The organism is Pseudomonas sp. HC1(2025), assembly GCF_058742075.1.
Genome location: NZ_CP196017.1, coordinates 2599135 through 2617581, shown reverse-complemented (window position 1 = coordinate 2617581; position 18447 = coordinate 2599135). Strand labels below are relative to the sequence as shown.

General features: G+C 61.3%; 17 protein-coding genes. 6 read left to right on the top strand and 11 right to left on the bottom strand.

What is annotated here, in order from left to right:
- Positions 1–6: 6 nt before the first annotated feature.
- Both ACSSVH_RS11960 and ACSSVH_RS11955 read left to right on the top strand, forming a co-directional pair.
- Entirely contained in the window at positions 7–1179 is a 1173-nt protein-coding gene (locus ACSSVH_RS11960; RefSeq protein ID WP_492634588.1) for an acyl-CoA dehydrogenase family protein, read from the top strand.
- Between the two features lie 54 nt (positions 1180–1233).
- Positions 1234–2244 (top strand): aldo/keto reductase, encoded by a 1011-nt coding sequence (locus ACSSVH_RS11955; protein WP_170041526.1) that lies wholly within the window; start codon positions 1234–1236, stop codon positions 2242–2244.
- A gap of 33 nt (positions 2245–2277) precedes the next feature.
- Here the strand turns inward: ACSSVH_RS11955 and ACSSVH_RS11950 are convergent, their stop codons facing one another.
- Positions 2278–2754, bottom strand: coding sequence for an Lrp/AsnC family transcriptional regulator (locus ACSSVH_RS11950; protein ID WP_492634587.1), 477 nt, complete (start codon positions 2752–2754; stop codon positions 2278–2280).
- Positions 2755–2887: 133 nt separating this feature from the next.
- Here ACSSVH_RS11950 and rarD point away from each other — a divergent pair, with 133 nt between their 5' ends.
- The gene (rarD, locus tag ACSSVH_RS11945; protein WP_169955848.1) at positions 2888–3769 is read left to right on the top strand and encodes an EamA family transporter RarD; all 882 of its coding nucleotides are present in this window, start codon (positions 2888–2890) and stop codon (positions 3767–3769) included.
- A gap of 119 nt (positions 3770–3888) precedes the next feature.
- Here rarD and hppD read toward each other — a convergent pair whose 3' ends face one another.
- The 6 genes from hppD to ACSSVH_RS11915 all read right to left on the bottom strand — a co-directional run bounded on the left by hppD (position 3889) and on the right by ACSSVH_RS11915 (position 10961).
- Positions 3889–4965 (bottom strand): 4-hydroxyphenylpyruvate dioxygenase, encoded by a 1077-nt coding sequence (hppD, locus tag ACSSVH_RS11940; protein ID WP_057440066.1) that lies wholly within the window; start codon positions 4963–4965, stop codon positions 3889–3891.
- Between the two features lie 295 nt (positions 4966–5260).
- Complete coding sequence (locus tag ACSSVH_RS11935; RefSeq protein ID WP_492634586.1) at positions 5261–5980, bottom strand: fimbrial biogenesis chaperone; 720 nt, start codon at positions 5978–5980, stop codon at positions 5261–5263.
- Positions 5977–7002, bottom strand: coding sequence for a fimbrial protein (locus tag ACSSVH_RS11930; RefSeq protein ID WP_492634585.1), 1026 nt, complete (start codon positions 7000–7002; stop codon positions 5977–5979). The genes ACSSVH_RS11935 and ACSSVH_RS11930 overlap by 4 nt, the downstream gene beginning before the upstream one ends.
- Positions 6999–9602: a fimbria/pilus outer membrane usher protein gene (locus ACSSVH_RS11925; RefSeq protein ID WP_492634584.1), complete on the bottom strand. Its 2604-nt coding sequence runs from the start codon at positions 9600–9602 to the stop codon at positions 6999–7001. Before ACSSVH_RS11925 ends, ACSSVH_RS11930 begins: the two co-directional genes overlap by 4 nt.
- Before the next feature lie 18 nt (positions 9603–9620).
- The gene (locus ACSSVH_RS11920) at positions 9621–10370 is read right to left on the bottom strand and encodes a fimbrial biogenesis chaperone (protein ID WP_170041530.1); all 750 of its coding nucleotides are present in this window, start codon (positions 10368–10370) and stop codon (positions 9621–9623) included.
- A 27-nt stretch (positions 10371–10397) separates the two neighbouring features.
- Positions 10398–10961: a fimbrial protein gene (locus ACSSVH_RS11915; RefSeq protein ID WP_169955840.1), complete on the bottom strand. Its 564-nt coding sequence runs from the start codon at positions 10959–10961 to the stop codon at positions 10398–10400.
- Between the two features lie 366 nt (positions 10962–11327).
- On the opposite strand from ACSSVH_RS11915, the gene ACSSVH_RS11910 reads away from it, so the two are divergent.
- Positions 11328–12869 carry an EAL domain-containing protein gene (locus ACSSVH_RS11910; RefSeq protein ID WP_169955839.1) on the top strand — a complete coding sequence of 514 codons (1542 nt, stop codon included), beginning with the start codon at positions 11328–11330 and terminating at the stop codon, positions 12867–12869.
- 198 nt (positions 12870–13067) lie between these two features.
- Positions 13068–13433 carry a histone-like nucleoid-structuring protein, MvaT/MvaU family gene (locus tag ACSSVH_RS11905; RefSeq protein ID WP_038441053.1) on the top strand — a complete coding sequence of 122 codons (366 nt, stop codon included), beginning with the start codon at positions 13068–13070 and terminating at the stop codon, positions 13431–13433.
- Between the two features lie 202 nt (positions 13434–13635).
- Here the strand turns inward: ACSSVH_RS11905 and ACSSVH_RS11900 are convergent, their stop codons facing one another.
- Positions 13636–14172, bottom strand: coding sequence for a DUF4946 domain-containing protein (locus ACSSVH_RS11900; RefSeq protein ID WP_262376899.1), 537 nt, complete (start codon positions 14170–14172; stop codon positions 13636–13638).
- A 199-nt stretch (positions 14173–14371) separates the two neighbouring features.
- On the opposite strand from ACSSVH_RS11900, the gene gloA reads away from it, so the two are divergent.
- Positions 14372–14893 (top strand): lactoylglutathione lyase, encoded by a 522-nt coding sequence (gene gloA, locus ACSSVH_RS11895; protein WP_169955837.1) that lies wholly within the window; start codon positions 14372–14374, stop codon positions 14891–14893.
- Between the two features lie 127 nt (positions 14894–15020).
- Here gloA and ahpF read toward each other — a convergent pair whose 3' ends face one another.
- The 3 genes from ahpF to ACSSVH_RS11880 form a co-directional block, all read right to left on the bottom strand.
- A complete protein-coding gene (gene ahpF / locus ACSSVH_RS11890) occupies positions 15021–16574 on the bottom strand; it encodes an alkyl hydroperoxide reductase subunit F (RefSeq protein ID WP_169955836.1) in 1554 nt (517 codons plus the stop codon).
- Positions 16575–16700: 126 nt separating this feature from the next.
- On the bottom strand, positions 16701–17264 hold the full coding sequence (gene ahpC, locus ACSSVH_RS11885; RefSeq protein ID WP_010210361.1) for an alkyl hydroperoxide reductase subunit C: 564 nt from the start codon (positions 17262–17264) through the stop codon (positions 16701–16703).
- Positions 17265–17396: 132 nt separating this feature from the next.
- Complete coding sequence (locus ACSSVH_RS11880; RefSeq protein WP_492634583.1) at positions 17397–18329, bottom strand: site-specific integrase; 933 nt, start codon at positions 18327–18329, stop codon at positions 17397–17399.
- Positions 18330–18447 lie beyond the last annotated feature (118 nt).

The window sequence follows — 18447 nt, the reverse complement described above, 5'->3', positions numbered from 1 at the left end:
ATTGTCATGAGCTTTTTGTCCGTGCCAGAGCTGTTGCAGCGTGCCGCTGTGTTATTGCCGCAGATCGCCGAGGGCGCCGCCGAACGCGAGCGCACCCGGCAACTGCCCCATGAGCAGATCCGCCAACTGGCCGCAGCGCGCCTGCTGACCCTGCGCATTCCCCAGCGCTACGGCGGCAGCGAGTCCAGCGTGCGCGAGGTGGTGCAGTTCGTCATCGACCTGGCGGCGGTGGACTCCAATATCGCCCAGTCCCTGCGCCCCAGCTTTGCCTTTATCGAAAGCCTGCTGGTGCAGCAGTCCGAAGCCGAGCGCCAGCTGTGGTTTGCCCACTACTTGCAGGGCGAGGTGTTCGGCAACGCCGGCTGGGAAATCGGTGGCGCCAACGGCCAGGTCAGCGCGCGGATTGTGCCCCAGGGCGAGCACTTTCGCGCCAATGGCAGCAAGTACTACAGCACGGGCGCGTTGTATGCCGACTGGGTCAGTGCGGTGGCACTGGATGAAAACGAGGAGCCAGTGTCGTTCGTGGTGCCCCGCGACCGCGAAGGCCTGGAGCTGGTGGATGATTTCGACGCCATGGGCCAGCGCCTGACCGCCAGCGGCACCACGCGCCTGAACAACGTGCTGGTGCGCCGCGAGGAAATCCGCACGCGGGTGGTGGAGGAAGGCCAGCGTTCGATCATCACGCCGTTCCTGCAACTGTTCCTCGGCGCGGTGCAGGCCGGCATCGCGCGCAATGCCTTGAACGATGCGGTGGCCTTTGCAAGGGACCATGCGCGGCCGATCAAGCACAGCAGCGCCAGCCGCTCGGTGGACGACCCCTTTGTGGAGTTTTCCGTGGGTGAGATCTCGGCCCGTGCGTTTGCCGCCGAAGCGGTGGTGTTGCGCGCCGCCGACACCCTCGACGCGGCCTGGGCCGAGGAGTTGAGCCATGAGGCCGTGACCCGCGCAGCCATCGATGTGGCCCAGGCCCAATACATCGCCGCCGAGTCGGCACTCAAGGCTGGCGAGCTGCTGTTCGACGTCGGCGGCGCCTCCACCACCGGGCGCAGCCATAACCTCGACCGGCACTGGCGCAATGCGCGCACCGTGGCCAACCACAATCCCCGGCACTGGAAAGCCGCGGTGGTCGGCGCCTATCGGCTCAAGGGCACCGAGCCACCGACGTCGGGCTTGTTCTAGAGCCTTGCTCTCTGGTATTGCATAGCAACTGTCTGCGCTTTTGAGGAGTTCACCATGATTTACCGCACACTGGGCCAGTCCGGGCTCAAGGTCAGCGCACTGACCCTGGGCACCATGATGTTTGGCGAACAGACCAACACCGAAGACTCGCTGCGTATCATCGACAAGGCCTGGGACCAGGGCATCAACTTCATCGATACCGCCGACGTCTACACCGGCGGGCGCTCCGAGGAAATCGTCGGTGAAGCCATCAGCCGCCATCGCGCCGACTGGGTCGTCGCCTCCAAAGTCGGCTTTGGCCCGCCGGACGGCCTGCCCAACCGCAGCGGCCTGAACCGCAAGCGCATTTTCAACGCGCTGGAAGCCAGCCTCACCCGGCTCGACACCGATTACCTGGACATCTACTACCTGCACCGCGAAGACCACGACACCCCACTGGAAGTCACCATTTCGGCGATCGGCGACCTGATCCGCCAGGGCAAGATCCGTTACTGGGGGCTGTCCAACTATCGCGGCTGGCGCATCGCCGAAGTGGTGCGCGTGGCCGAGCGCCTGGGGGTCGACCGGCCGATCATCAGCCAGCCGCTGTACAACATCGTCAACCGCCAGGCCGAGGTGGAGCAGATCACCGCGGCGGCGGCCTATGGCCTGGGCGTGGTGCCCTACAGCCCACTGGCCCGTGGCGTGCTCAGTGGCAAGTACGCACCGGATATCAGCCCCGAAGCCGGCAGCCGCGCCGCACGCCAGGACAAACGCATCCTGGAAACCGAATGGCGCGTGGAGTCACTGCGCATTGCCCAACAGATCCAGCAATACACCCAGGGCCGTGGCGTGGGGATTGTCGAGTTTGCGATTGCCTGGGTCTTGAACAACCAGGCGGTCAGCTCGGCGATTGTCGGGCCGCGCACCGAGGCGCAGTGGGATGCCTATACCGGGGCGCTCGATGTGAAGATCAGTGCGGAGGATGAGGCGTTTATTGACTCACTGGTGACGCCGGGGCATGCGTCGACACCGGGGTTCAATGATGTGGGGCACTTTGTCTCGGGGCGCATTCACCGCCCCTGACCCCCTGTGGGAGCTGGCTTGCCTGCTCCCACATCAACCCAGCGGCACATCCAGGCTGACCTTGACCCGGTCCATCACCACGATGCTGCGAAACCATTTGATATTGCGGTTCTCGTAGAACAGCGTGCGGGCCAGGGTTTCGTAGGCCTTCATGGTTTCCACCACGATCACCAGCATGAAGTCGGCATCGCCGGTGACGTAATAGCACTGCTGCACCTCGGGGATCGACATCTGCACCTTGAGCACATCGAGGTCTTCGATATGGGTGCGCTCGGCGTGCACCTCCACCAGGATCGTGATCGGCTTGCCCACTGCATCCTGATTGACCACCGCCGTATTCGCGATGATCGCCCCGCTCTGCTCCATGCGTTTGATGCGCCGCTGTACCGCTGCGGTCGACAGATTGACCTGCTCGCCAATCACCCGCAGTGCGGTGGTGTTGTCGCGTTGCAGGTGCTTGAGAATCGCGCGGTCGAAATCATCCAGGGGCGGCTGGTGGCTGACGGGCATGCTGGCGAACCTTGGGCGTGAGAAAATTTCCCATAAGATGCCGCAAAACAGAGCAAACGTCTCACCTCAAAAGCAATATATTCCCACCTGAAATTCCCCCCTCTTTTGTTTGAATCGGTTTGGCGAGGACTGCGTGTCTAAAGGCGTTGTTTTATCGGTAGCGGCCTCGGTGTTGTTTGCCGTGATGTATTACTTCACATCACTGCTCACGCCATTGAGTGGCCTGGAGATTTTCGGTTGGCGCATGTTGCTGACCGTGCCGTGCATGACCGTGTTCATGGTGGTCAGCGGTGAGTGGCGCCAAGTGTGGGAACTGCTGCGATTGCTCGCGGGCAAGCCACGACTGATCGGTGGGATTGTGCTGTCGTCGGTGCTACTGGGCGTGCAACTGTGGCTGTTTATGTGGGCGCCGCTTAACGGCCGCAGCCTGGATGTGTCCCTGGGCTACTTCCTGCTGCCGCTGACCATGGTCCTGACCGGGCGCCTGGTGTATGGCGAAAAGCTCTCGCGGCTGCAACTGATCGCGGTGGTGTTCGCGGCGATTGGCGTGCTCAACGAGCTGTACCAGGTGGGCGGTTTTTCCTGGGCCACGCTGCTGGTGATCATCGGTTACCCCATCTACTTCGTGCTGCGCAAACGCCTGGCGACCGATCACCTGGGCGGCCTGTGGCTGGACATGGCGCTGATGCTGCCGGTGGCGCTGTGGTTTGTCCAAAGTGGCGAACAGGGCTTCGCCGTGCTGGATGCACACAAAGGGCTATATGGGTTGATCCCGATGCTCGGGCTGATCAGTGCTTCGGCGTTGGTGTGCTACATCATCGCCAGCCGCTTGTTGGCGTTCAGCCTGTTTGGCCTGCTCAGCTATGTGGAGCCGGTGCTGTTGCTGGGGGTGGCGTTGCTGCTGGGGGAAAGCATCGGGCCGGGTGAATGGCTGACCTACATCCCGATCTGGCTGGCGGTGATGGTGCTGGTGTTCGAGGGTTTCAAGCACCTGATGCGCCAGCGTAGAGCCTGACCCGATAACTGCAGGAGCGAGCTTGCTCGCGAAGGACTCAAAGACACCGCGCCACCTCAGGCAGTACGCGTTATCGTTGACGTCCATCGCGAGCAAGCTCGCTCCTACAAAAAGCCATGTCAGTCGGTGGTCAGTACGCCACGACGAACCTGGTCACGCTCGATGGATTCGAACAGGGCCTTGAAGTTGCCTTCGCCGAAGCCGTCGTCACCCTTGCGCTGGATGAACTCGAAGAACACCGGGCCCATCAGGGTTTCCGAGAAGATCTGCAGCAGCAGGCGCTTGTCGCCGGCCACGGACGAGCCGTCCAGCAAGATACCCCGCGACTGCAACTGCTCCACCGGTTCGCCGTGGTTTGGCAGGCGGCCTTCGAGCATTTCGTAGTAGGTGTCCGGCGGCGCAGTCATAAAGCGCATGCCGATCTTCTTCAACGCGTCCCAGGTCTTGATCAGGTCGTCGGTGAGGAACGCCACGTGCTGGATGCCTTCGCCGTTGAACTGCATCAGGAACTCTTCGATCTGGCCTGCGCCCTTGGACGACTCCTCGTTCAACGGGATGCGGATCATGCCATCCGGGGCGCTCATGGCCTTGGAGGTCAGGCCGGTGTATTCGCCCTTGATGTCGAAGTAGCGCGCTTCACGGAAGTTGAACAGCTTCTCGTAGAAGTTGGCCCAGTAGACCATGCGCCCGCGATAGACGTTGTGGGTCAGGTGGTCGATGACCTTGAGGCCGGCGCCCACCGGGTTGCGGTCCACGCCTTCGATAAACACGAAGTCGATATCGTAGATCGAGTTGCCTTCACCGAAACGGTCGATCAGGTACAGCGGCGAGCCGCCGATGCCCTTGATGGCCGGCAGGTTCAGTTCCATCGGGCCGGTTTCGATATGGATCGGCTGGGCGCCGAGTTCCAGGGCGCGGGTGTAGGCCTGTTGCGAATCCTTGACGCGAAACGCCATGCCGCACACCGACGGACCGTGCTCGGCGGCAAAGTACGAAGCGATGCTGTGGGGTTCGTTGTTGAGGATCAGGTTGATCGCGCCCTGGCGATACAGGTGCACGTTTTTCGAGCGGTGGGTTGCCACCTTGGTGAAGCCCATGATCTCGAAGATCGGCTCCAGGGTGCCCGGGGTCGGCGATGCGAATTCGATAAATTCAAAGCCCATCAGGCCCATTGGGTTTTCGTATAGATCTGCCATGATTTGGCGCCTCATCATCTTTTTTAGAATTAAGTAAATTAATTGCCAGCAAGGATGAGGTGGGCAGGTGGCGCACAGGAAATGCCCCGCACGCTGCGGGCGAGGAAGTCACCGTAGATGAGTTGGAACCCGAGTAGCTTCATGGTTGAGTCATTCTCTTACGGGCGTCTCTGACGGACGAGGCCTGCATGGAAACAGGCGCTTATTCTTGTATGCGTAAACGGATTCTACACAGCGTAAACAGCTTTGTCCGTATTCCTTATCAAATCCTTATGCCCGTACGGACGCAAGGGGTTTATTGCACAGTGCGCGCTACATGAGTGCGGCTGTTGCCATGGTCGTCCAGGGTGGTGAAGTGCACCAGCGCCGCGCCCGACGCCTGCCCCGGCGCGCCATGCAGGGTAACGATTGCACTGGATCGGGGAGCAAGCATCGGCGGGTCATCGTTGCGGTACTGGCGCCCCTCGCTCCCCAGCACAATGCTGGTCAAGCTCACATGGTAGGCACTGGCGTTGTGCACATGCAGGGTGCCCGCCTTGGGCAAGCGCCACTCCAGGCCTTCGGCGGCCTCCTCCGCTCGCCCTGGCATCAGTGGCGGGCGCAGGAACAGTTTGATACGGCTGCGCAAGGCGAACTGCACGCTGTGGGACGCATCCGTCTGCGGCGGGATACCCAGTACGTTGAGCCAATACACCTGCTCCACGCCCCCCTGCGCCGGCTCGCCATCATAGGCCACGCGCAACGCCTGGGCCTGGCCGGCGTCCATGCGCAGAATCGGCGGGGTCACGGTGAACGGTACGTCACTGTATTCAGGGCGCACCAGGGGGTCGCCTGCGTCAATCCAGACCTGTACCAGCCGTGGGTTATCCGCCTCATTGCTCAGGTTGAGCGTGACCTGGCCCACGGCTGCGGGGTAAATCAGGCGGGTGCGGTCAAGCACGATTTCCCCATGGGCACTCCAGGCCAGCAGCCAACCCAGTACGCCCGCTGCCAGACGTGCCCAGGCCCCGCTCATCGGTAGCTCAAGGTAAAGGTGGCCAGTCCCTTGGCCGTGCCGGGATGCACGGTAGGCTCGGTTTGCAGGTACCGCGCCGTCAGCGGTATGCGAACCGTGCCATTGCCCGTACTGCCGGCCGACCATTGGTTGGGGTTGCCAATACCACTGGCGTCCGGCCCGTAGCTGACGACGGCGTTGCCGTGCAGCAGTTGCAGGGCGAGGCCACGGGCGGTGGAATCTTGCGTCAGCGTCAGGCGCTCGCCACGGTTGGCCGGTTGAGTTTGGTCGGTGAGTGTCACCCACACATCCAGCCTGCCCCCTGTGCCGCCCGCGCACTGCAACTCAATCTCGCGGCTAGCACCACCGGCGACGCTGCCCACGCCGGTGAACGCGGTGGCTGCCACGCTGCCCAGATCGATCGGCACCGAGGGTGTGGATACCGAACAGGTAGGTTTCAACGGCGGCCCCACCACCACGGTGGCGAAGGTGAACAAATGGACCGCGTGAAAATCAGGATGGACCCTGAACTCTGCAAAGGGCTGCGCGAATACCACCCCACCCTGGATCGTACCGGTGACAAAAAACACCACGCGCACGCGCACGCCCCAGGAGGCCAGGCCGGGACGTAGCGGCCCGCGCAGGATCGACACGCCTTGATTGATGCTTTTCCATTCACCGCCATCGCGGTCCTGTGCCATCAAGCCATAGCCCACACCTTGCAGGCCGGTGGTAAAGATCGGCAGCGATAACCCGGAGTGGCCAAAATACTTGCCGGTAAAGCGCATGTTCCTTGCCACGCTGATATACGACCAATGATCCACGCTCACGCCCACGCCATAGGTGCAATCCTGCGCGTCTGGGGATTGCAGCGCATAGCCCTGGGGGTCGCCCAGCACTTGGCCCACCCGGGGGTTAGCCGGCACGCTGATGGAGGCAATCGAAAGCGCCACGGGGGGCGCGGGCGTGCAACTGGCATTGGCGTGCACCTCGGCGGCGGCCAGCAGCGCGAGCAGGCCAAGAAGGCATGCCTTGGCGCTCATCGTGCGGTCACCTCGCGCCCGGCCGCCACGCCTACGCATTGCCCTTGCAACAGGTCGGCGTGGGCTTGGCGCCGCGTTGCCTGGGGTTGCAGGCGATAGTGGATGTAGCAACGGTCAGCGGCGGTCTCGCTCCACTTCACAGTGAGCGTGCCCTGCTCGGCAATGCCCCTGACAAAGGCCTTGCTGGTCTGGCCAATCACCCCGACTTCGCTGCCGTGCTCATCAAACACCTGGGCGGCGAATGGCAACGGTTTGCCGTTCTCGCGCAGGGCCTTGACCACCACTGCCCGCCCGACCACCGTGGCAAAGCTCAAGCGGGCGATGGCCCCGGCGGTGGGCACGATGCGTTGGCTGGTCTCTTGCAGTTCCACGTCATAGGCGCTGCCCTCGGGGTCGATACCCACGGTATTGGCCTGGAACGCCCGCAGCGACGGCACCACGGCGTAGCCGTTGCGGTCGACCCGCAGGTGATTGCCATTGCTCAACCGTGCACCCTGGGCAGCGGGCACATGGACCAGGGCGGCCGCCTCGCCGAGGTAGTGCGAGAACGTCAGGCCGTCTGCATGGGCCACCAGGCCGCCGTCGGCGCTCAATGAAAGCTGGCTGCTGTCGCGGTTCTGCCCATACCCCAGCCGCAGGGCGGCCGTGCTGGCGTTGTACCCGGCATAGGCATTGAAACTGCCCTGGCTCGCCCCCTCGGCCGAGGCGCGGGTGCCGGCGATGCCGTAGTTGAGCGTGGCGTCATCATCGAGCATGCCGTTGATGCCCAGTTGTTGCTGGCTGCCGCGACTGCCTCCGGTACTGCGAATCAAGGTGCTGGTCAGGCTCGGTGCGCGCGGGCTGCTGCCCAGGGGCAGGGACACTGTCAGCATCACGCGATTATCGACGTGGCCGGCGTTATCCGAACGGGCCAGCAATACCGGCGCGTGTTCGTCTTGATGATTGCTCCGGTCTGGGGCTTGGACCCGCGAACGCTGGGCGCTGAGGTTCCAGTTGAGGCGGCGCCAACTGGCGCCATAACTCAGGTGATACGCGGTTTCGCGCCCCAGGCGCGGGCCCCAGTATTGGGTCGAACTGGCATAGAACCCCAGGGTGCCCGCCCCCGCCTGCTGGCTGATGGTCAGGTCCAGGCGCGTCTTTTGCCGGGCGTAGCTGCCAATATCCTGGCCCCGGCGCCCCAGCTCCCGCACATTGACTGCGTCGGTGAGGTTCAGGTAGCCCTCGGTGGAAAAACGATAGGCGCCCAATACCAGGTGCGTACCGGTTTGCGACAGTTGCCGGTCGAAGCCCAGGCCGACGTTCTGCCCCGACACCCCCCCCTGCCCAGGGACATGCGTGCGCGAATCGGTGGCGTCCAGCGAAAATGCACCCAGGGTGGTGTTCAGTGCCACACCCGCTTTGCCCTGGGCGTAACCTTCAGAAAAACTGCTGCCGCCATACAGCGTCAGGTCGTCCAGCAGACCATGCTGGAGTGTCCCTTCAAACGCCAGGGGGGCCCGGCCCTCGACGCCATTCTGGCGGACCTGGCCCAGGGTCATGCCGTACCGGCTGGCGCTGCGCCGCAGCAGGTGCGGTGCCACGGAAAACGGCACGCTGTAACTGTATTGGCGACCGTCGACTTCCTTGACGCTGACGCTCAGGTCGCCGCCACCTGTGGGGTACAGGTCGTTGATCACAAACGGACCGGGGGCCACGGTGGTTTCGTAGAGCGTATAGCCGTTCTGACTGACGGTGACGGTGGCGTTGCTGTCGGCCATTCCTCGCACCACTGGCGCATAACCCTGTTGCGAAGGCGCCAGCATTTGCTCGTCGGTGCCCAGGCTGAGGCCACGCATGCGGGTACTCTCCAGGATCTGCCCGCTGCTGAAGCTGTCGCCCAGGGTCAGGCGCGATTGCCAGGCCGCGAGGCTGCGTTGCACATAGATCGCGCTGCTCTGGTAGCGCTCGGCACCGCTTCGCGAGTCCCAGGCCTGCGCGCCCTGGTGGCGCAAACGCCAACTGCCGAGGTTGAGGCCGGTGTTGAGCCCCAGGTAGGCCCGGTCTTCGCCACTGCCGGCGGTCATGGTCGAGGCGCTGAAGTTGTAGCTGAGCAAGCCGGCATTGATGCCTTCGTCCCATTGGCGGGGGTCGATGGCATCACGGGCCGTCGGGGTCAGGTAGAGCTGGGGCACGCTTAGGGCCAGCTGCAGCGCACCGCTATCGACGCTGCTGGAGGCCATGGGGATCCATTGGCCAAGATCCCCGCACAATGGGCCTGGGGAGACGGGCTGGTTTGGCACCACGCCCAGTCGGGTCAACAGCGGCCAGTCCAGGCACGGCACGACGTCGTCCTGCACCGCAATAAAGTCCAACGCATGGCGCCCAGCAGGCGCGCCGTTGAGCGTTACATCGACCCGGTACTTGCCGGGCGCCAGGGTGTCGTGGCGGTTGAAGCGGGAAATATCCACGCCCGCTGCAAGGCCACTGGAAAACGCCTCAAGGTCGAAGGTGACCGAAGCTGCCAGGACCTCGGGGCAGATCAAGGCCACCACCATTGCGGGAAAGTACAGGGCACGCAGGGCAATCCCCCCCCGCGCCCACAGTTGCAGGTAAAAAAACATAAGTCAGGCTTCGCGTTACTAAAGAGGCGCCCAGCGCGGCACGGAGAAACCACCGAAATCGTCGATGTACTGGAATTGCACCCGGGCGTCGGCGGGCACCGTCTGCACCAGAGGAGGCAGGGCAAGGTCGAGGCTGGCATAGGGCGCGACCATGCCTTGCTGTTCGGTGGGCACCGCTTGGCCACCCATCACCAGCGCGACCTCATGGAATGTCACATGGAAGGGCGACGGGTTGGTTACCCGCAGCACCGCCGGCTTGCCGGTATGCAAGGTCCAGGTCAGTTGCCCCGGCGCATCATGGGCGTTGCCCGCCAGGCCCCGGGGCCGGAAAAACACCTTGGTGCGAATGCGAAAGGCAAACCGCAGCTGGTTCTGGCGCTCCTCCTCGGCCTCGGTTTGCGCCGGTCGGGTCTGGGGCGGCACCTCCAGCACGTTGAGCCAGAACAGCGACTCCCTGTCCCCGGCCAGCGGCTCCCGGGTATAGGCCAGGCGTATGGACTGGCTCTTGCCCGGGTCCAGGCGAAACACCGGCGGGCTGATACTGAACGGTACCTCACTGTGTTCCGCCAACTGCCGTGCATCACCGTCGTCCATCCACACCTGCACCAGGCGTGCGGCCTGTTGATCATCGTTGCGCACCTGTACGGTGATTTCCCTGCGCACCTCGGCGTAGACCTGGCGTGTACCACTTAGGATCACCCCGGCCTGTGCCTGCGCGAAGGCCAGGCACAGGCACAGCGCAACCTTTAGGCGTGATAGGCAACCCATGCTGCGTACCCTCGGTTTTTCAGGCGATCAGGGAAAGATCACCGAGTACTGCACCGCCGTAGTCACCAGCCCGACTCCCGCCGCGCCGCCGGTGGCGATATAACGTGCCGCAAAGGGCATGGTCGCCAGCCCGCCGGTGACCGTGGCCGTGGTCGAGGCGTGGCCGCTGCGCAAATCCATGGGCCTTTGGGTTGCACCGTCGACAATTTGCACTTCCACTTTGGCCGCCGCAGTCTTGGGCGCGGTATTGCGCAAATTGCCCGTGGCCGGGTTGATGGCCGGGCTGGTGCTCTCATACAGCACCGCCACTTTGGTCGCATCTGCGCAACTGGCGCCGCCGCCCACGTAGATAAAGAACGGTTTGGAGCTGGCGGTTGCCCCCGCCGTGGACAGGGCGCTGGCCTGGACCTTGTCGAGGACTACCGGGAAGTTCGCCCCGGAGCCTGGGGCACCGCCGGTTCCACCGCTGATGGTGCAGGTGGTGCCGGTGATTTCGCCGGTCAGGGTGATGGTGCCGTCGGCAGCAGAGGCCGTAGGTATGACGAAACCACAAGCAAGCAGCAGGGCAATGGCCAGGACATTGTTTTTCATTACGCACGTGTTCCTATGTGTTAGATCGAGCCCCGCTCAAACGCCACGCAGGCATAAGCCCGCCCGCGAAATTTGGGCTTGATGACGCGAAAGAGTTGGTTTTTGAATGCAGCGTCTATATGGGGCTGCAGTTTTTTTGACAAGCATTGATCCAGGCAATAACGCAATAGACCAATCAGCTTTTCCTCGTCAAAATATGTTGCAAAGTTTGGCAAGGTTGAAAAACACGCACAACTGGCCAAGTAGCTAGGTCAACGCGTTTAAAGTGCTTATTTCCATAGGGCAACTATCATTTCATTCGTGTATCTGACGCCTCGCCTGTAGCCGTTGCCAGGCCCCTCCCTCATTCTGCTACAGGCCGCGTAAATGCCACTCACCATCAAAGGCCCGCGCAAGCGCGCCGCCCGCTACTTGATCACGGTCCTGTGCGGCATGCTGCCGATTCTGCTAGGGGTGGTGATCCTGTACCTGCAGGCCCAGCGCACCCTGGAAAACAGCACCGCGCAGACGGCTATCGAGGCCGTGCGCCAATTCGACCTGATGCTCGACAACACCGCCCTCGCCGCCCAGGACCTACTGCCGCTGGCGGGCCAGGACTGTGACAATGCGGCAAAACTGGCGCTGCGCGAGCAAGTCACCCGGCGCCCCTTTGTCCGCGCAACCACCCTGTCGTTTAAAAAGTCCATTTATTGCAGCTCTTTGTTTGGCGGCGACTATGTGTCACCGGTCAACCCGGACGATTACGTCAATGGTCGCCTGTGGCTGATGAAGGGCAACCCCGTCACCCCCGATACCGCCTTGTTGGTTTATCGGCTGGTGGACGGCGACAAAGCGGCGTTTGCCTCGATTGACGGTTACCACCTGACAAACGCCCTGCGCCTGATCAGCCGTTATGCCGACCTGGTATTGCAGGTCGGGCCCAATTGGCTGGGTAGCGACGGCAAAGTGCGCGACACTGCGCTACCGGTGTTTGCCGTGGCCCATCACCACCTCGACTCCCAGCGTTACGCCTACAGCGTGGAGGCCGGCATGCCCGAAGGGGAAGTCTGGCGTTACATGCAAGCCCGCTACCCGCCACTGTTCAGCCTGCTGGTGTTTTTCGGCGTATTGGCCGGCGTGCTCGCGCACTGGCTGCAAAAGCGCTCCAGCGCACCGACCCATGAACTGCAGCGGGCGCTGGGCGCCAATGAATTCGTGCCCTATTACCAACCGGTGGTGCGCGGTGACAACCTGCAATGGGCCGGCTGTGAAGTGCTGATGCGCTGGAAGCATCCAAAAGAAGGCCTGGTTCGCCCGGACCTGTTTATTCCCCTGGCCGAGCATTCAGGGCTGATTGTGCCCATGACCCGGGCATTGATGCGCCAGGTGGCCACACAGCTTGCACCCCATGCCGATCGCCTGGGCGGTAATTTCCATGTGGGGATCAATATCACCGCCCGGCACTGCCAGGACCTGGAGTTGGTGCAGGACTGTCGGGAATTTCTCGCGGCCTTCCAGCCCGGGCAAGTCCTGTTGACCCTGGAGCTGACCGAACGCGAACTGATCGAGCCCACCGACGTGACCCGCCAGCTGTTCCAGGCCCTGCATGAACTGGGGGTGATGATCGCCATTGATGACTTCGGCACCGGCCACTCCAGCCTGGGTTATTTGCGCAACTTCAATGTTGACTACTTGAAGATTGATCAAAGCTTTGTGGCAATGATCGGGGCCGATGCTTTATCGCGGCATATACTCGATAGCATCATCGAGTTATCGGGCAAGCTTGACTTGGGCATCGTCGCCGAAGGCGTGGAAACCCAAGAGCAATGCGATTATCTGGCAGCGCAAGGCGTGGACTTTTTGCAAGGTTACCTGTTTGGCCGCCCAGTGCCTTTTGACGCATTCATTAAGTCTTTGCGTGGTGCTTGAATATCGATCTAGCATCATCATGAAATATTGTTATTTATACAAAGGACATGATTTACTCGTGGCTCATTAACTACTACAATTTTTCCTGCCTGTGCTGAATCGGCAGGAGAGCCACTTTTACCGAGTCATGCTGAGGCTCTTGGCTTATAGCTTTGTTTACAGTTGGTATCAGCCAAATACACTATTGGAGTAAATATTTTGTCCAGACTCGCCGAATTTCGTGCCGCAGAAAAAGCCCTTCAAGAGCAGCTCGCCCAGCTGGAATCCCTGAAGAACGATGCTGGCTTGAAGAAAGAAATCGAATTTGAAGAAAAGCTTCAAGGGCTGATGAAAACCTACGGCAAGAGCCTGCGTGACATCATCTCCATCCTTGATCCAAACCCGGGCAAATCGGGAATCCAAGCGGCAGCCGCACCTAAAACCCGCCGCGCACGCGTGGTCAAGGTGTATCACAACCCACACACTGGCGAACTGATTGAAACCAAGGGCGGCAACCACCGCGGCCTGAAGGCCTGGAAAGAACAGTATGGCGCAGCCACTGTAGATTCCTGGTTGCGCGGCTAATACCGGCGCACTAATAAAAAGCCTCGCAGATGCGGGGCTTTTTTGTTTGTGCACTGCGATTTCGCGGCCCGTGGCTTTGGAACGTGGACTTCTAAACACATTCCACTTGGTACAAATTCACCGACCAGTGGCTGTACGCTGCGCCCTTATAGTTATGTGTTTTTTTGTAACTGCGCCATGTCAGGCATCTAGCCATCGCCCATCAAAGTTTCAGGCTTGCACGTACCTCACTGACTTCTTCCTTGCTCGACTCATAGGCTTGAGCTTGCCCGGCGTATGAAAAAACATAGGCCTTATTCGCATCAACAGCGCCTATCAGTGTTTGCGAGAGCACATGCCGACCATTCTCGGTAATCACGCAGGTAGTTTCCAGGGCCTCAAGATGACTCAAGGTAGTCGGGTGCATCTTGTTGCAGACACTTTGATAACCACTGCGGGCAAAGTCCTTCTGGATGGACTTGCGCATTTCCAGCAGCACACCTTGCAGATTGACCACATGCCCAGGCTCGATCGGGGTGCCCGTCAGCTCCATGACCATCTGTGTCTCGCCGTTTTCGTTGTTCTTTATCGCACGTTGGCGAGATACCGGCGACGGCGTGGCCGGTGCATCGGCATCCGCCACCACTTCCTCCACCTGCCAGCCGCTGGGCCAGTGAATCTCGGGATCTGCCGCCAATACAGCAGTGCTGGCCAAGATCAGGCACACGGTGCTCAACAGCGGTTTGTTCAGTCGGCTCATTGCAAAAAACACTCGGAGTTCAAGCCGCAAAGTTTGAGCCTGCACGTAGGATAGTCGCAAGGCCCGTGTCAGCTTTTTCATTTGGCGTGGCTGGCGCGGCTTGCGTATCATGGCCCGGCTGCACGGATGCCTGTCAGCCGCAAGCCAAAGGACCGCTCAAGTCACGAGCCGCGTCTGCCCCATTTTTTCTGGAGGGCCCATGAGCCTGCACGAATTGAACACCTTCCCGGGCGTCACCGCCCAACCCGACACCGCCACTGCGAACTTCGTGTTCAACCACACCATGCTGCGGGTCAAGGACATCACCAAGTCGTTGGACTTCTACACCCGCGTCCTGGGCTTTTCCCTGGTTGAAAAGCGCGACTTCCCGGAAGCCGAATTCAGCCTGTACTTCCTCGCCCTGGTCGACAAGGCGCAGATCCCAGCCGATGCCGCCGCACGTACCCAGTGGATGAAGTCGATCCCGGGCATCCTGGAACTGACCCACAACCACGGCACCGAGAACGATGCCGACTTTGCCTACCACAATGGCAACACCGACCCGCGCGGGTTTGGCCATATCTGCATTTCGGTGCCGGATATCGTGGCGGCGTGCGAGCGGTTTGAAGCGTTGGGCTGTGACTTCCAGAAGCGCCTGACGGATGGGCGCATGAAAAGCCTGGCGTTTATCAAGGACCCGGACGCGTACTGGGTTGAGATCATCCAGCCAGCACCGCTGTAAAACGGCTTGATGCCCCAGCAGGAGGGTATCACCGTGGTGTTTGCCTGCACCGCAGGCAAACCAGCGCCCACAAAAGCAACGGCCACAAAAAACCCATGATCTCTCATGGGTTTTTTAGTTTCAGGCCTTACGCTCGGATCAGGTGATCAAAAGCACTCAAGGAAGCCTTGGCGCCCTCGCCCACCGCAATCACGATCTGCTTGTACGGCACCGTAGTCACGTCACCGGCGGCAAACACGCCTGGCAGTGACGTCTCGCCACGGGCATCGACAATGATCTCGCCACGGGGCGACAACTCCACCGTGCCCTTGAGCCAATCGGTGTTGGGCAGCAAACCGATCTGCACAAAGATGCCTTCCAGGTCGATGGTCTTGAACTCGCCGGTATCGCGGTCCTTGTAGGCCAGGCCGGTGACTTTCTGGCCATCACCCTTGACCTCGCTGGTCAGCGCACTGGTGATCACGTCAACGTTCGGCAGGCTGTAGAGCTTGCGCTGCAATACCGCGTCGGCGCGCAACTTGCTGTCGAACTCGAGCAACGTGACATGGCTGACAATACCGGCCAGGTCGATGGCCGCTTCAACGCCGGAGTTACCGCCGCCGATCACCGCCACGCGCTTACCCTTGAACAGCGGGCCATCGCAGTGTGGGCAGAAACACACACCCTTGGCCTTGTACTCCTGCTCACCCGGCACGCCCATTTCGCGCCAGCGCGCACCGGTGGCCAGGATCACGGTCTTGGACTTGAGGGTCGCCCCGCTCTCGAAGCGAATTTCGTGCAGCTCACCGGGATTTTTCGCCGGGATCAGGCTGCTGGCGCGCTGTAGGTTCATGATGTCCACGTCGTACTGACGCACGTGGGCTTCCAGGGCGCTGGCCAGTTTCGGGCCTTCGGTTTCCTGTACCGAGATAAAGTTCTCGATGGACATGGTGTCCAGCACTTGCCCACCAAAACGCTCGGCGGCCACCCCCGTGCGGATACCTTTACGCGCGGCGTAGATAGCCGCGGCAGAACCTGCCGGGCCACCACCGACGACGAGTACATCAAAGGCGTCCTTGGCGCTGATTTTCTCGGCCGCTTTTTCGATACCGCTGGTGTCGAGCTTGGCGAGAATTTCTTCCAGGCCCATGCGGCCCTGGCCGAAGTTCACACCGTTGAGGTAGACGCTGGGCACTGCCATGACCTGGCGCTCGTCGACTTCAGCCTGGAACAGTGCGCCGTCGATAGCGACGTGGCGGATGTTCGGGTTGAGCACAGCCATCAGGTTCAGCGCCTGGACCACGTCCGGGCAGTTCTGGCAGGACAGCGAGAAGTAAGTCTCGAAGCTGAACTCGCCTTTCAGGCTGCGAATCTGCTCAATCACTTCGACACTGGCCTTCGACGGGTGGCCACCGACTTGCAGCAGGGCCAGCACCAACGAAGTGAATTCATGACCCATGGGGATGCCGGCAAAACGCAGGCTGATATCGGCACCCGGGCGGTTGATGGAGAACGATGGCTTGCGCGCGTCATTGCCATCGGTTTTCAGGCTAATCAACGTGGTGAGGCTGGTTACGTCCTGCAAAAGGGCAAGCATTTCCTGGGATTTCGCACCGTCATCGAGGGAGGCGACGATCTCGATCGGCTGGGTGACCCGTTCCAGGTATGACTTCAACTGAGCTTTAAGATTGGCGTCCAACATACGGGCGATTTCCTATTTCAAATCAATTCGGTAAAAAAAAACGCCCGAGCGAATCTCGCCCGGGCGTTTTTGAGGGCGGTGCGGCTTACTTAAGGTGCGGCAATCCGCCCTTGATACTTCACAGACTTAGATCTTGCCGACCAGGTCCAGGGACGGAGCCAGGGTAGCCTCGCCTTCTTTCCACTTGGCTGGGCACACTTCGCCTGGGTGGGCAGCAACGTACTGGGCCGCCTTGATTTTGCGCAGCAGTTCGGAAGCGTCACGACCAACACCGCCGTCGTTCAGCTCAACGATCTTGATCTGGCCTTCAGGGTTGATCACGAAGGTGCCACGGTCTGCCAGGCCAGCTTCTTCGATCAGCACGTCGAAGTTGCGGGAGATGGTCAGGGTCGGGTCGCCAATCATGGTGTACTGGATCTTGCCGATGGCTGGCGAGGTGTTGTGCCAGGCAGCGTGGGCAAAGTGGGTGTCGGTGGACACGCTGTAGATCTCGACGCCCAGTTTCTGGAATTCGGCGTAGTTGTCAGCCAGGTCTTCCAGTTCGGTTGGGCAGACGAAAGTGAAGTCGGCTGGGTAGAAGAACACGACAGACCACTTGCCTTTCAGGTCAGCGTCCGACACGTCTACGAAGTTGCCGTTTTTGTAAGCGGTGGCTTTGAACGGTTTTACTTGGCTGTTGATGATAGGCATCGTTGACTCTCCGTCAGGGGTTAGTAAGTTGATGGGTGAATCCTACCCAGTCTCATCGCCGATGGCTCATTGGCAAACCTGATGCTTGCGATTGGTTTTGGCTATCAACCAGCTGTATTAATAGAAGAAATCTTAAAGCAGCGGTTCGCGGGCCTGAGTCATGCCAAGAAAGGGCGTCGCTTCAACATAGCGCATGGCTGACTTCATGTCCTTCCAGCCGACATACGTCATCAGCGACTTCAAATCCCAGCCGCTGCGATGGGCCCAGGTGGCAAAGCCACGGCGCAGGGAGTGGCTGGTGTATTGCTCGGCGGCAATGCCGGCCCGCCCGAGGGCCTGGCGCAGCAGCGGGATCACGCTGTTGGCATGCAACCCCTCCTCACGCAGGTTGCCCCAGCGATCGATCCCGCGAAACAGCGGGCCGCGCACCAGGGCCGAGGCACTCAGCCATTCGCTATAGGCCTGTACCGGGCACAGGCGCAGCAGCGCCGGGGTTTGATAGGTCTGGCCGAGGTTCTCGCGGTCGCTCTTGCTGCGCGGCAGGTACAGGGTGATGCCCGCGCCTGGTACCGCCTGGACATGCTCGATCTGCAAACGGCACAGCTCATCACTGCGAAAGCCGCGCCAAAAGCCCAGCAGGATCAAGGCCGTGTCGCGCTTGGCACGCAGCCAGCGCGGTCGATCGCCCTCTGCCCGCGCCTGCTCGGCATCGCGCTCAAGCCAGCCGACCACCTGCTCCAGATGCTGGAGCTGCAAGGGTTCGGCCTGTTTTTCCTGGGCCGGGTGCAAGGCGCGAATGCCCTTGAGCACCTTGCGCACCACCGGCGCCTTGGTCGGATCGGGAAAACCCTGGCTGGTGTGCCATTGCGCCAGCGCCGAGAGCCGCAGTTTCAGCGTATTGACCGCTAGCATCCCGGCATAGGCCACCAGGTATCGCGCCACGCTGTCGCTGGTGGCGGGCAGGAAGCCGCCCCAACTCACCTCAAAGTGCTCGATGGCAGCGCGATAGCTGCGACGGGTGTTATCGCGGGTGGCGGCGTTCAGGTATCGATCTAGTTCACTCATGCCGCGATCGCCGGCAAGCCGGCTCCTACAGAGGTTGGTGTACGGGAACTGCGCCCGGAGAGGGTCCGGCAAGTCATGACACGGGATAATACGCCAATATCCCATCTGTTAAATGGTG

Coding starts and splice junctions, on each gene's coding strand:
- ACSSVH_RS11955 (WP_170041526.1), top strand. CDS start 1,234: ATGATTTACCGCACACTGGGCCAGTCCGGGCTCAAGGTCAGCGCACTG.
- hppD (WP_057440066.1), bottom strand. CDS start 4,965: ATGGCAGATCTATACGAAAACCCAATGGGCCTGATGGGCTTTGAATTT.
- ACSSVH_RS11935 (WP_492634586.1), bottom strand. CDS start 5,980: ATGAGCGGGGCCTGGGCACGTCTGGCAGCGGGCGTACTGGGTTGGCTG.
- ACSSVH_RS11880 (WP_492634583.1), bottom strand. CDS start 18,329: ATGAGTGAACTAGATCGATACCTGAACGCCGCCACCCGCGATAACACC.
- ACSSVH_RS11900 (WP_262376899.1), bottom strand. CDS start 14,172: ATGAGCCGACTGAACAAACCGCTGTTGAGCACCGTGTGCCTGATCTTG.
- ACSSVH_RS11915 (WP_169955840.1), bottom strand. CDS start 10,961: ATGAAAAACAATGTCCTGGCCATTGCCCTGCTGCTTGCTTGTGGTTTC.
- ACSSVH_RS11960 (WP_492634588.1), top strand. CDS start 7: ATGAGCTTTTTGTCCGTGCCAGAGCTGTTGCAGCGTGCCGCTGTGTTA.
- ACSSVH_RS11910 (WP_169955839.1), top strand. CDS start 11,328: ATGCCACTCACCATCAAAGGCCCGCGCAAGCGCGCCGCCCGCTACTTG.
- ACSSVH_RS11950 (WP_492634587.1), bottom strand. CDS start 2,754: ATGCCCGTCAGCCACCAGCCGCCCCTGGATGATTTCGACCGCGCGATT.
- ahpF (WP_169955836.1), bottom strand. CDS start 16,574: ATGTTGGACGCCAATCTTAAAGCTCAGTTGAAGTCATACCTGGAACGG.
- ACSSVH_RS11925 (WP_492634584.1), bottom strand. CDS start 9,602: ATGTTTTTTTACCTGCAACTGTGGGCGCGGGGGGGGATTGCCCTGCGT.
- gloA (WP_169955837.1), top strand. CDS start 14,372: ATGAGCCTGCACGAATTGAACACCTTCCCGGGCGTCACCGCCCAACCC.
- ACSSVH_RS11930 (WP_492634585.1), bottom strand. CDS start 7,002: ATGAGCGCCAAGGCATGCCTTCTTGGCCTGCTCGCGCTGCTGGCCGCC.
- ahpC (WP_010210361.1), bottom strand. CDS start 17,264: ATGCCTATCATCAACAGCCAAGTAAAACCGTTCAAAGCCACCGCTTAC.
- ACSSVH_RS11920 (WP_170041530.1), bottom strand. CDS start 10,370: ATGGGTTGCCTATCACGCCTAAAGGTTGCGCTGTGCCTGTGCCTGGCC.